General features: G+C 33.9%; 12 protein-coding genes. 3 read left to right on the top strand and 9 right to left on the bottom strand.

From position 1 onward, the window contains the following. Positions 1-73: 73 nt before the first annotated feature. The 4 genes from HNQ90_RS03405 to HNQ90_RS03390 form a co-directional block, all read right to left on the bottom strand. Positions 74-772, bottom strand: coding sequence for a zinc metallopeptidase (locus HNQ90_RS03405; protein WP_144115232.1), 699 nt, complete (start codon positions 770-772; stop codon positions 74-76). A gap of 160 nt (positions 773-932) precedes the next feature. Next, positions 933-2,027 carry an alanine dehydrogenase gene (gene ald, locus HNQ90_RS03400; RefSeq protein ID WP_144115231.1) on the bottom strand — a complete coding sequence of 365 codons (1,095 nt, stop codon included), beginning with the start codon at positions 2,025-2,027 and terminating at the stop codon, positions 933-935. Between the two features lie 168 nt (positions 2,028-2,195). After that, the gene (locus HNQ90_RS03395) at positions 2,196-2,456 is read right to left on the bottom strand and encodes a SemiSWEET family sugar transporter (RefSeq protein ID WP_144115230.1); all 261 of its coding nucleotides are present in this window, start codon (positions 2,454-2,456) and stop codon (positions 2,196-2,198) included. A gap of 228 nt (positions 2,457-2,684) precedes the next feature. Continuing rightward, complete coding sequence (locus HNQ90_RS03390) at positions 2,685-5,774, bottom strand: leucine--tRNA ligase (RefSeq protein WP_144115229.1); 3,090 nt, start codon at positions 5,772-5,774, stop codon at positions 2,685-2,687. A gap of 139 nt (positions 5,775-5,913) precedes the next feature. Between HNQ90_RS03390 and HNQ90_RS03385 the strand changes: the two genes are divergently transcribed. After that, positions 5,914-6,828, top strand: a complete 915-nt coding sequence (locus tag HNQ90_RS03385) for a DMT family transporter (protein ID WP_144115228.1) — start codon at positions 5,914-5,916, stop codon at positions 6,826-6,828. 30 nt (positions 6,829-6,858) lie between these two features. On the opposite strand, the gene HNQ90_RS03380 is transcribed toward HNQ90_RS03385, so the two are convergent. Beyond that, the gene (locus HNQ90_RS03380) at positions 6,859-7,428 is read right to left on the bottom strand and encodes a porin family protein (RefSeq protein WP_144115227.1); all 570 of its coding nucleotides are present in this window, start codon (positions 7,426-7,428) and stop codon (positions 6,859-6,861) included. Between the two features lie 174 nt (positions 7,429-7,602). On the opposite strand from HNQ90_RS03380, the gene HNQ90_RS03375 reads away from it, so the two are divergent. Both HNQ90_RS03375 and HNQ90_RS03370 read left to right on the top strand, forming a co-directional pair. Continuing rightward, positions 7,603-8,481: a cell division protein FtsX gene (locus tag HNQ90_RS03375; RefSeq protein WP_092848300.1), complete on the top strand. Its 879-nt coding sequence runs from the start codon at positions 7,603-7,605 to the stop codon at positions 8,479-8,481. 96 nt (positions 8,482-8,577) lie between these two features. Continuing rightward, a complete protein-coding gene (locus HNQ90_RS03370) occupies positions 8,578-8,832 on the top strand; it encodes a DUF3098 domain-containing protein (protein WP_092848302.1) in 255 nt (84 codons plus the stop codon). A gap of 30 nt (positions 8,833-8,862) precedes the next feature. On the opposite strand, the gene HNQ90_RS03365 is transcribed toward HNQ90_RS03370, so the two are convergent. The 4 genes from HNQ90_RS03365 to HNQ90_RS03350 are packed head-to-tail and all read right to left on the bottom strand — an operon-like array spanning position 8,863 to position 13,597. Continuing rightward, positions 8,863-9,993: a glycerate kinase gene (locus HNQ90_RS03365; RefSeq protein ID WP_144115226.1), complete on the bottom strand. Its 1,131-nt coding sequence runs from the start codon at positions 9,991-9,993 to the stop codon at positions 8,863-8,865. Positions 9,994-10,004: 11 nt separating this feature from the next. Continuing rightward, positions 10,005-11,651 (bottom strand): sodium:solute symporter family transporter, encoded by a 1,647-nt coding sequence (locus HNQ90_RS03360; RefSeq protein WP_144115225.1) that lies wholly within the window; start codon positions 11,649-11,651, stop codon positions 10,005-10,007. Between the two features lie 12 nt (positions 11,652-11,663). Continuing rightward, positions 11,664-12,272 (bottom strand): GNAT family N-acetyltransferase, encoded by a 609-nt coding sequence (locus tag HNQ90_RS03355; RefSeq protein WP_144115224.1) that lies wholly within the window; start codon positions 12,270-12,272, stop codon positions 11,664-11,666. 14 nt (positions 12,273-12,286) lie between these two features. Further along, positions 12,287-13,597 (bottom strand): MGH1-like glycoside hydrolase domain-containing protein, encoded by a 1,311-nt coding sequence (locus HNQ90_RS03350; RefSeq protein WP_144115223.1) that lies wholly within the window; start codon positions 13,595-13,597, stop codon positions 12,287-12,289. Between the last annotated feature and the right edge of the window lie 61 nt (positions 13,598-13,658).

Raw genomic sequence — 13,658 nt, 5'->3', positions numbered from 1 at the left:
GTTATTATGCAATAAAGAAACAAAAAAGCCCTGAAAATATTCAGAGCTTTTAATAAGTAATTTTTATATGGTTTTAATCGCGCCCTCCAAAAACTTGAAGTGCCCAATACATTAGTGAAGCAATGGCACCAATGGCAGCAACCAAGTATGTTCTAGCCGCCCATTTTAAGGCATCTTCAGACCCTTTATATTCTTCTGGAGTTACTATGTTTTTATTTTTTAACCAAGCTAATGCTCTATTACTAGCATCGTACTCTACAGGTAAAGTAATAACACTAAATATGGTTGCAAAACTCATCATTACCAAACCAGTAATAGCCACCCATTGTCCGGCACCGCCTAAAGCGTTAGAAGCCATTAAAGCAACACCACCAAAAACGACCCATTGCGACATACTTGAGGTAATTTGTACCACGGGTACTAATTTAGACCTCATAGTTAAATAACTATATGCCGTAGCATGTTGCACTGCATGTCCGCATTCGTGAGCAGCAACAGCCGCCGCTGCCGCATTACGTTGGTTATAAACCGACTCACTTAAATTAACCGTTTTATTAGTAGGGTTATAATGGTCTGTTAATTGTCCTGCTGTAGATATAACCTCAACATCTCTAATACCATGATCGGCCAACATTTTTTCGGCAATTTCTGCACCACTCATACCGTTTCTTAAATGTACTTGCGAGTATTTTTTAAACTTCCTTTTTAATTGACTACTTACTAACCAACTCATTAAAGAAATGGCACCAATTAATATATAATATCCAATCATTGTTTTTATTTTAAAATTATAATTAAAGATAACAAAAATAACGCCAAATTTATAAACTGAATAAATGTCAGTTAAATAAAACACTAGGCATTAAAACAAAAAAACGCCTAAACCTTAACTAATAAGTATTTAGACGTTTTAAAATATAGTTAAAAAAGGCTTAAGCCATTTCCATATCAAAAGCTTCGGCAATCTCTTTATATACAATCTCGCCTTTTACAATGTTTAATCCTTTAGCTAAAGCCGCACTATTATCGCAAGCTTTTTCCCAACCATCATTAGCTAACTTAATAACATAAGGTAATGTTACGTTAGTTAAACCCATTGTAGATGTGTAAGGTACAGCTCCAGGCATATTGGCCACACTATAATGCACAACCTCATCTATAATATAAGTGGGATCTTGGTGTGTAGTAGGTTTTGTAGTTTCAAAACAACCTCCTTGATCTACAGCTACGTCAACCATAACGGTTCCTGGACGCATTTCTTTAAGCATATCTCTAGTAATTAATTTAGGTGCCTTAGCCCCTTTAATTAACACACCACCAATAATTAAATCGGAATCTACAATATGTTTTCTAATATTATACTCACTAGAAAACTCACTTATAACGTTATTTGGCATCACATCACTTACATGGCGTAACGCTTTCATATTAATATCTAAAACATGTACGCTAGCACCCAATCCAGAAGCCATACGTGCCGCTTGTACACCAACCACACCAGCACCCAAAATCAATACTTTTGCAGGAGGCACACCAGGAATTCCACCTAATAAAACACCACGACCCATAATTGGTTTTTCAAGATATTTAGCACCTTGTTGCACAGACATTCTACCTGCCACCTCAGACATAGGTATTAACAAAGGTAACGATCCATCGGCATCCTCAACCGTTTCATAAGCAATACAAACAGATTTACTTTCAATCATCGCGTTAGTTAACACCTCGCTACTAGCAAAATGAAAATACGTAAACACAATCTGGTCTGCTTTAATTAACTTGTATTCTGGCTCAATAGGTTCCTTAACCTTTACAATCATATCGGCAACACTATATACTTCCTCGATAGTATCAAGAATTGTAGCTCCGGCTTCAATATAATCTTCGTCTAAAAAACCACTATTAAACCCTGCGTTTTTTTGAATATAAACGTTATGGTTTCGCTTAGTAAGTTCAAAAACACCAGAAGGTGTCATGCCTACTCTATTTTCATTGTTTTTAATTTCTATAGGAACTCCAATTTTCATAATTAAGTTGTTTAGGTGTGAAAACTAAAGCAAAATTAAAACAATAATTTTAAATATTATCTGTAAAATACGCTTTTCGTTAAATTATTTTCATGCAAAAACAATTAATTCTAATTTTTATATAATTTACATCAAATTGGTAGGAATTACAATTGTGTACCTAAACAGCTATTTTTTAGAGTATTTTATTTTAAAAAACATCAGTAAAAAAGCAGATACCACTGTAATACTGTTAGCAAAAATCATAGATGGGCTATCCTTTAAAACCCCATAAATTAACCAAGCCACAATACCAGCAAAAAACATTAATAACATAGGTAAAGACAAACCGGTAACATCTTTAGTTTTCCAAGTTTTAAATACCTGCGGAAGAAAAGCAGCAGTAGTTAAAATGGCTGCTACAAATCCAATAGTTTCAGTATAATTCATTCTTATTTTTAATAAAATTATTAGGGCATTACCCAAGGGTCGGGCTTTCGGTAGTCGCTTTTTTGTGTTGCATAAGTGCAACAACACAAAAAGAGCTTCAACAAAACCTCAATCCCTAATGCGGGTTTATTTGTTAATGGTAGTACTTATTTTAAATTAAAACCAACCTATTTTAGTCCTTTTTACGACAACCAAAACTATGAAATAGCGCAGTAGTTAGTATTTAACTTACCCTACAATATTCACAATTTTACCAGGAACTACAATAACCTTTTTAGGTGTGCGTCCTGCTAATTGTTCTTGTGTTTTTTCGTTTGCTAAAACAGCAGCTTCAATATCGTCCTTACTCATATCCAGTGGTAATTCCATGGTAAAACGCGTTTTACCGTTAAAAGAAATTGGATAATTCTTGCTGCTTTCAACCAAATGGCTCGCATCAAACTCCGGAAAAGGTGCCGTTGAAATAGACTCACTATTCCCTAACTGGCTCCATAACTCCTCGGCAATATGTGGCGCATAAGGAGATATTAAAACCAATAGTGGTTCTAGAATGTCTTTCGAGGTACATTTTTGAGCCGTTAACTCGTTAGCCGCAATCATAAAGGTAGACACCGAAGTATTAAAAGAGAAATTCTCGATATCTTCCTGTACCTTTTTAATGGTTTTATGTAAGGTTTTTAGGTTGTCTTTAGTTGGCGCAACATCAGTAATTTTAAGTCCGTTATCATCGGCATACAACTTCCATAGTTTTTTAAGGAAATTATGAACTCCTGTAATACCAGCCGTATTCCAAGGTTTGTATTGCTCTAATGGGCCTAAAAACATTTCGTATAAACGTAAACTATCAGCACCGTAATCTGAAACAATATCATCAGGATTAACAACATTGTATTTGGATTTAGACATTTTTTCGACATCTCTACCAACCTTGTAAACGCCATCTTCTAAAATAAATTCGGCATCTTTATAATCTTCACCAAATTCTCTATCAGATTTTAAACCTTCAATATCTAATTCATCAGAAGCATTTACGTATTGAACCTTTACATGAATTGGTTTCAAATTAAAATTATTTAACTCTAATTCAACATCATAAAAATTCAACACTTGCTTATCTTCAACATTTTCTAAAACCTGATTCATTATACGATTCTTCCAGTATTCTTTATTAAAGTCAAATACAAAGGTTAAAGTATCAATACTAGGGTTAGTTCCTTTGTAACTTTCATAAATTGACTTAGAAACCAAATAATTACTATCAACACTTCCATCTTGTTCTTTCACTTTTCCAAAAGGTTGTGCATAGTTTAGTAATATTGTTTCTGGTAAAGGTTTTATCGTATAAATCAATTTAAATTCTAAATTAATTTTGTAAACAAAAGCACTTGTCCCCAAAATCATACCTTGGTTAATCAGTTTTTTAGCAAACTCATCAACAGGAACAACACCTTTATCAAACAAGAATTTTTGCCAAAAACGAGCATATAACAAGTGTCCTGTAGCATGCTCGCTTCCTCCAATATACAAATCGACATCTTTCCAATAGTCCATAGCTTCTTTCGATGCTATGTCGTTTTGGTTTTCCGGGTCCATGTATCTATTAAAGTAAAATGAGCTTCCTGCCCACCCTGGCATGGTATTCAATTCTAAAGGATGTATGGTTTCATTATCAATCAAGTCATTTGAAACCACTTCGTTTTTATTGGTATCCCAAGCCCAAACCGTAGCATTTCCTAAAGGTGGCTCGCCGGTTTCGGTTGGTAAATATTTTTCAACTTCTGGTAATTTTATAGGTAAGTGCGCAGCATCAATCATTTGTGGCATTCCCTTAACATAATACACAGGAAAAGGTTCTCCCCAATAACGCTGACGGCTAAACACCGCATCGCGCAAACGGTAATTCGTTTTACCTTCGCCTTGTTCAATTTGCTCCAACTCGTAAATAGCACGTTTGGTTGCTTTTTTATAATTCATTCCGTTTAAAAAATCACTATTTCCTATAACGGTTTTTTGTTTATCTGTAAATGGTTCTTCCGAGATATCAACACCTTCAAAAATATTAATAATTGGAATATTAAAGTGTTTTGCAAAGGCATAATCGCGCTCATCGCCACAAGGAACAGACATTACAGCGCCTGTACCATAACCCGCTAACACGTAATCGCCAATCCAAATAGGAATCAGTTTTTGAGTAAATGGATGTATAGCATAAGCCCCTGTAAAAACGCCTGAAATGGTTTTAACATCGGCCATTCTATCGCGCTCGCTACGTTTAGCAGTTGCTAAAATATATGCATTAACAGCTTCCTTTTGTTCTGGTGTTGTAATTTGTTGCACTAATTCGTGCTCTGGAGCAAGTGTCATAAAACTTACACCAAATATAGTATCGGGTCTGGTTGTAAAAACTTCTAATTCTGGAGCTTCTTTAACCTCGTTTGAAACTACCTTAAATTTTACTTGAGCACCAACCGATTTCCCTATCCAGTTACGCTGGCTTTCCTTTAAAGAATCGGTCCAATCAATAGTTTCTAAACCTTGAAGTAAACGTTCTGCATAGGCAGAAATTCGCATACTCCACTGTGTCATTTTTTTACGAATAACGGCATGTCCACCACGCTCTGAAACGCCATTTACAATTTCATCGTTAGCCAAAACGGTTCCTAAAGCAGGACACCAGTTAACTTCAGTTTCGGCTAAATAAGTTAATCTGTATTTTAATAAAATATCTTGTTGCTTTTCCCAAGAGTAAGCATTCCACTCCTCTGCTGTAAAAACCTCAACATTATCATCGCAAACGGCATCAATATTTCCATTTCCTGTTTCTTCAAAGTACGTTATAAGCTCCTTAATCTCGAATGCTTTTTGAGCATGTTTACAATACCAAGAATTAAATAATTGGATAAAAATCCATTGTGTCCATTTGTAATAACTAGGATCGGATGTGCGTACCTCGCGAGACCAATCGAAAGAAAATCCAATTTGATCTAACTGGCGGCGGTAGGTTGCAATATTATCTTTAGTTGTAATAGCCGGATGTTGCCCAGTTTGAATAGCGTATTGCTCTGCAGGCAACCCAAAACTATCATACCCTTGAGGATGTAAAACATTAAACCCTTGGTGACGTTTATAGCGTGCATAAATATCGGAAGCAATATAACCTAACGGATGCCCAACGTGCAATCCTGCACCGCTAGGGTAAGGAAACATATCCAAAACATAATATTTTGGTTTTTCGCTACCATTTACCGCTTTAAAAGTTTGGTTTTTTGCCCAATATTTTTGCCATTTGGCTTCAATTTCATTGAAATTGTATTTCATCTTCATCCGTTTTAAGAAGTTGCAAATTTACGTTTTATAAATCAACTTAAAAATCTTTTATTTTCATAAGTTAAAACCTTTAAAAAACATGCTGTTTTAACGAGATACTTTTACTTTTACACGCTTAAAACAAGACGAATTGAACGCAAACATCTACAAGGCCCATTTTGCACTTTTTGTTGCAAATGTTATTTACGGGCTCAATTATATTATTGCCAAAGGCATTATGCCACATAAAATTAGCCCGACGGCTTTTGTATTTGTCCGTTTAGCTTGCTGTGTGGTATTGTTTTGGGCAGTAAAATTTATATTTGTAAAAGAAAAAGTAGAACGTAAAGACTTATTACGTTTGGCCCTTTGTGGTTTACTTGGTGCAGCGGCCAATATGCTGTTTTTCTTTCATGGCATTAATAAAACCTCTCCGGTAGACGCCTCTATTATTATGACGGTTACACCTGTTTTGGTTTTTATTTTTAGTTTTTTCATTCTGAAAGAACGCATGACGAAGAATAAATTTACAGGAACCGTAATTGCGGGTATTGCGGCTATTTTTCTTATTGCATATGGTAATAAAGCTGAAGGCACGAGCTCATTACTAGGCAATTTTCTGGTGTTTTGTAATGCTGCCTGCTACGGACTTTACTTAGTTCTTGCAAAAACTTTAATGCGAAAATACCATGCTCTAACGGTTATTTGTTGGATGTTTTTGTTTGGATTACTATTTGTTACTCCGTTTTCCATTCAACCCATAATGGATACCGATTTTGCGGGCTTTACAACCAACACGTATTTAGTAATTGGTTATGTGGTGCTGTTTACCACGTTCTCCACTTACCTACTTAACTTGTATGCGCTAAACCACGTTATGCCATCGGTTACCAGCAGCTATATTTATTTACAACCCGTAATTAGTTTTGCTATGGTAAGTATTTATGCTTTTATATTAATGCAAGATGAATATGCGCAGGACATTAATCTAGTTAAAATACTAAGTTGCTTTATGGTTGTTGTTGGCGTCTACATAATAAGTAAACCAGAAAAAAATAAGGTCTAAAAATTTTTAGACCTTATTTTTTTTACGCACTTAAAACTTACGCCCAATGGAAAATTGAAATATGCCATTTTTAACATCAGGGTTTTCTGCAATGGTTGTAACACCGTAACTATATCGTATTTGAGAAAACCACTTATCGCTAATATCAATTCCTAAACCCGTATTTAAGGCAAAATCAAAAGTACTGGCATCAGTATCGAATTCTGGAACATTATCATCTTCAAACTTAGCTTTATCACCTACTAAAAAACCAAATTGAGGCCCAACATCTATACTCAACCTATCGGCTACATAAAATTTAAACATCACCGGAATTGAGATATAATCGAGTTGAAACTTTACTATATTTTCTTCTTCTGCACCTCCTCTAGAATATATTATTTCGGGTTGCAGGTTTATAAAATCATTAATCCGAGTTTCTGCAATTAAACCTGCATGAAACCCTATTAAACTATTCCTATTTATTTCATCTCCGGAACGATTTCCATTAAACGTAGAAACATTTAAACCTGCTTTAGCACCAAAACTAATAGTTTGCGCTTGGGTTGTTTTAAAAAATGTAACAGCAGCTATTACCCCTAAAATAATCGTTTTCTTCATAATAAATTGTGATTTTAAGATTGTTTGGCAATATTTTCAACAATCATGCCAACAAAATTATTTTCAACAACAACATTTATTATTAAGAGAAGTTATAGTAATATTAATGACACTAATTAATTATCCTTTTTCGTATTACTTTTAGTATTTTTACGCCGTTAATCCAATTAATTTATGAGTTCATCATTTGAGAAACACCAAAAACGCAGACTTATTTCTTCTTACTTTTCAGTGGTATTAAGTATTGCTTTGGTTTTATTTTTATTAGGATTACTAGGCATGCTTATTTTAAATGCCAAAAAAGTTTCAGACCATTTTAAGGAACAAGTTGTAGTTACAATTTATTTAAAAGACACCGCCAAGGAAGTGGAAACCAAGCAACTTGAAAAAAGTTTGGCTATGGCAGATTATGTAAAATCTACCGAATATGTTTCAAAAGAACAAGCTGCCGAATTTATGAAAGCTGAAAACGGTGAAGATTTCATGGACTTTGTTGGTTATAACCCATTGCAAAATTCTATAGATGTACATCTAAAAGCCGATTTTGTAACGTCGGAACATCTTGAAAAAATTTCAGCGGAAGCGACAAACAAAAACTTTGTTGATGAAGTAACTTATGATAACGACTTGGTTAACCTCATGAACGATAACGTTAAGAAAATCAGTTTTTGGGTGTTGGTTATAAGTGGCATTTTTACTTTAATTGCTGTTTTATTAATTAATAGCTCTATAAGATTAGCGGTTTACTCTAAACGTTTTACCATTAAAACCATGCAAATGGTTGGAGCAACAAAACGCTTTATAAGACGTCCGTTTGTATGGAAAAGTGTCCGTTTAGGCATGATTGGCGCTTTTTTAGCCTTAATTGGTATGGCCATTGTTTTATATTATTTAGACAAAACCTTTGCAGAACTCGAACTGCTTAGCAACCCTATTTTAGTTGCAGCCCTTTTTGTTTTTGTTTTTGCTTTAGGTATTATAATCACTTGGATAAGCACACACTTTGCAACCCAACGTTTCTTAAATTTAAGAACAGACGAGTTGTATTATTAAACGCAAAAAGTAAAAAACGATAATTTAGAAAATCATTAACAGCATTTTCTAAATAAATCTTTTACTTTGCACTAAATTATTCTGCGGAATTTAATCATGGGAGAAAAAAAACGTAAAGAAGAAGCAAAACCAATTTTTGTATTTGGAAAGAAAAACTACCAATTCATGTTTATTGGCTTAGCTATTATTGCACTTGGGTTTATTTTAATGTCTGGTGGCGGTAGTGATGATCCAAACGTTTTTAATCCTGAAATTTTTAGTTGGAGACGTATTCGATTGGCACCAACATTAATTCTTATTGGTTTTGGTATCCAAATTTATGCGATACTTTTAAATCCTGATAAAAAATAGATTAATTACGATACTACGTATATCTATAATTTATTCTTTTAAACATTTTCCGGAAAACACATTAGCTATTTCTTTTAGGTAAGAATACCCGTTTTTCATAGCATCATCTAGGTTTTTAGCATAATTGATAATTGCATCGGCATATTGAATTCCGAATTCGTCTGGACTATTACCCTCTAAATCTATTGCGCCGCAAAAGGCAGCCACTTTTATTTTTTCCGCTTTCGCGGAAGACAATACGCCTTGAATAGTCTTACCAGACATGGTTTGCGTATCTAACTTTCCTTCTCCAGTAATTATCCAGTCGGCACCTGAAATTTGACTATCAAAATTAGCCAAGTTTTTTATGAGTGTTATACCCGGTTCTAAAACGCCATTTAAAAACACTTTTGAAGCTATTCCCATGCCACCAGCAGCACCTGCTCCTTTTACAGATTGAGCGTCTACATTAAAAACGGCCTTTAAAAGTTTAGCAAAAGATTCCAAGCCTTTATCAAGCATTTCAATATCTTTACTTGAGGCTCCTTTTTGTGCGCCATAAATATATGCTGCTCCGTTTTTGCCGTGTAACGGATTGGTTACATCGCAAGCAATACTAAAATTAACATCAAATAAATTAGGATTAACATGGCTAATATCTATATCTGCAATTTGAGATAAATTTGCACCTATAGGCACTACTTCTTTATTATTTTTATCTAAAAAACGATAGCCTAATGCCGTTGCCATTCCAATACCACAATCATTAGTAGCACTGCCACCAATTCCTAAAATTATGTTAGTTGCTCCTTTATTAATAGCATCGAGAATCATTTCGCCAGTACCTAATGTGGTTGCGTTTTTACAATCAAACTGTTCTGGCTTTAAAAGTTTTACACCAGAAGCTTCAGCCATTTCAATGAATGCCGTTTTAGACCTTTCGGCATACAAATAAGTAGCCATTACAGGCTTAAAAAACGGATTATTCACCTCTACTTTTACAACAGATCCTTTTAGATAATAATTTACTACCTCAATAGTGCCATCTCCTCCATCTGCTAATGGAAGCTTTAAAATTTCAACATCTAAATTTAAAACTTCTATAGCATCTTTAACGGCATTACAAAACTCTAATCCTGTTAACGAATTTTTAAACTTATCTGGTGCTAAAACAATTTTCATGTACTTAGAATTTAACTTAAAAATGAAGGTAGAAAATAACTAAACACTAAAATGAACACAAAAAACGCCAAGAGAATATAAACCTCTTTAATCATGAAATCCTCTTTTTTAATGGCAACATTAAAGTTTGAAATGCTTTTAACTTCAGTTTTACGAGTTAGCGCAGTAACAGTATAAGCCACTACTAAAGCTATAATTACACCTGTAAAATTAAGCCAAATCCAAAAGATATTAAATCCTAAATCGATATGGAATAGCTCTTGTATCGTTTTTGAAAATATTAAGTTAATAAGAACTGCCGAAATAATTGCCGCATTCATTCCAATATGGTTTACTTTTTTTGAAAAGAATGCTAAAAAGAAGGTTACTAATACCGGCCCGTAAAACACAGATCCTATAGCGTTAATAATTTCGATAACAGCACTTTTGCTTCCTCCAAAAAGAAAGGCCGCTGCAATACAAACCACACCCCAAAATACTACCGAACCTTTAGAAATTAGCATGTATTTTTTTGAACTTAACTTAAGTTTTCCTCGGTTAAAAAAATCCTCGACGGTTACGGCAGATAACGAATTAACTGTTGAACTTAGCGAAGACATGGCCGCAGAAAGAATACCAACCATTAAAATACCTATTAAACCATGTGGTAAATATTTAAGTATAAAAACAGGCACCATTAAATCTGCTTTAACGCCATGAGCTGCATACTCGTCCGGGAAATATTTTTGAGTAGTAATGGCTATATCTTCTAGGAAATCGGGTGCTAATGTTATTAAACCGCCTATTACTAACCCCATAATGCAGTATATTAAAACCACGGGGAATCTTAAAAGTCCATTTGCCATTAAAAGAGTTCTAATGGTTTTTTCATCTTTTGCAGAAAGCAAACGTTGTGCTTGCGTTTGGTCGCAGCCATAATACGAAGCATAAAGAAAAAAGCCTCCAATAATCATGGGCAGTAAGCCATATTCATTGCCTTCGCCTATACCTAAATTATGATCGATAACCTGTAATCTTTCAGCATCAAACCCAGCGGCTAACCCACCATGTTCTTGTAAAAGATTCCATCCAAAATACAAGCAAATAATTAAGCCTGCGAACAAAATAATCATCTGTATAGCATCTCCCCAAACAACCGCTTTCATACCGCCTTGCCAAGAATAAATTATAGTAATAACACTTATTATTAAAATGGTGTAAACAAAATCTATATTTAAAACAGCTTGTAAAATAATGGCAATGGTATACACCATAACACCGGTACCTAATGCACGACTAATTTGAAATACAATACTTAAAATTAAACGTGTTGATGTGCTAAAGCGTTTCTCGACAAACTCATAAATACTTACTACTCCCGATCTAAATAAAGGCGGTATTATCACAATCATTATAAAAATCATGGCCAACGGAACAGCAAACTCGAAAGTTAACCATTTCATGCCTCCGCCTATTTTTAAACCGACAAAGGCTGGGGCCGAAATAAAACTAATTGCCGATAATTGGGTTGCCATTGTAGACAAACTTAAAGGGAACCAACCCATACTTTTTCCTCCTAAAAAATAATCTTTAGAATCTTTATTATCCTTAAAAAAGAATCCCATTCCTAAGAAAAATACAATATAAAATATGACGATACTATAGTCTAGCCAATTCATAATCTTTAAGTTTTAGTCTGTGTTAGTTAGTTTGTTTTTCAATTTAAATTGAATTGTATTATCCCATTCTTCTTTTAAAACGCTTAATAAAATAATGTTAGCTCTTCCTGTATTGTTTAGTGAAGGCATAAAACTTCTTAAAACACCTTCCTCCTTACACCCTACTCCTTTCATTGCCGCTATACTCACTTTATTTTCGGCATGTGCTCCAAAGCCAACACGCTCAACCTTTAGTTTTTCAAAGGCAAATTCGAATAATAAATACTTAGTATGTTTATTTAAACCAGTACCTCTAAATGATTTGCCATACCAAGTATGGCCTAATTTAATATTTTTTAATTCTTTGGAGTAGTCATAAAATCGAGTTGTACCAGCATATCTGTTTTTAATTTTATCGAAAACGATAAAAGGATATTCTTTTTTATGCTTTCTGTTATTAACAGTGGACGATATATAGTTTGTCAAATTTTTTAAACCATTTCCTTTTTCAAGAAAATAGGTCCACAAATTGGTTTCTTCTGAAATATCTAGCAAAGATTCAACATGTTCCATTTTAAGAGGACTTAATCTTACTTTATCATTTTCTAAAATGTAATCTTTTGAAAAGTCCAACTCGCTCATTATTCACGTTATTATTATTCATTTAATAAATCAATAATTAAAGCTGCACTCCAAGAAAAATTATTCCCGCCATAACCTGCTTTTCCATGGTTATGCATGTCTTTTCGCGAATCAAAATACTCATAAAACCCATTTTTCTCTATAATTTCAATAGAATCCTGTTTTACTCTATTGGCAATATCTAAAAAACCGTATTGTTTTAAACCATTATACAGCATCCAATTAAGGTTTATCCAAACGGGACCTCTCCAGTACTTTTTAGGATTAAAACGTTCGCTTGTAGGATCGAAAGACGCACATAAATATTGGTGCTCGCCTCCAAACTTTTCCATCATAACATTTACCATAGACGCTGCCCTTTCCTTACTTGGAATATTAGCAAACAATGGTGAAAATGAAGATGAAGACAAATATTTTAATGGTTTTTCGTTTCTTAAATCGTAATGAATGTAAGCCCCAATTTCGTCGTCAAATAACTTATTATTGAAGGATTGAATACTCTTTTCTTGCCAGGTTTTAAGCTGCGCTATTTTATCGGCATTATCTCCAATAAGTTCGTACAGTTTTATTAAACTCTCATTCGATTTAATAAGCATAGCATTAAACAATGGATCTTGAACTAAAAACGGCGATAATTCGGCTATTTTTTCATCGCTATAGTTATGTTCTTTAGCGATATCAATAATGTATAAATAGTGGTCGTACTCTCTTTTTGATGGTCTTTCGGAAGCATCAACATGTGTAGTATCTCGTCTTTCAAAAGTATATTCTGGAGGATTCATGGTTTCCCAAATATCATCCCAAATAGGTGAATTATCGGTTCCTGACTCCCAATTATGATAGATATATACTAAGCCTTCATTTTGAGGATCTCTATTTTTATAAAAATATTCATGATTAAAATACACCTTATCAATCACGGTTTCTAGAAACTTTAAAGTTGCCTTTTTATCGGTACTAATTCTATATAATTCCTCTAACACAAAACCTGTAACTGGCGGCTGTGTCATTCCGGTAGATTTATATTTTTTTGAAGACAGCGGGTGTAAATCCGAACGATGAAAATCTGGTCCTGGAAAATACGTATCACTTTCGGTATGAAAAATAATATGTGGTATAAAACCATTACCCCATTGAGCATCTAGTAAAGTCTCAATTTCTGCTTCAGCTTTATGCATATCAAAATGCGCAAAACCAATAGCTATTAAACCAGAGTCCCAAAACCATTGAAATGGATATAGGTTTGCACAAGGTATACTAAAACCAACCTCATCTTTCCAGTTTCCTTTTAATACTTCAATTGCCTTATTTTTTAATTCTTCCATTATATATATTTTTTAAAAAAACTCACCACCTACACTTAGCTGTATAAGTGATGAGTAAACA

The organism is Algibacter amylolyticus (assembly GCF_014202225.1).
GTDB classification, from domain to species: domain Bacteria; phylum Bacteroidota; class Bacteroidia; order Flavobacteriales; family Flavobacteriaceae; genus Algibacter_B; species Algibacter_B amylolyticus.
The sequence above is the reverse complement of the archived record's forward strand: the minus strand, read 5'-3'. Positions and strand labels throughout refer to the sequence as shown.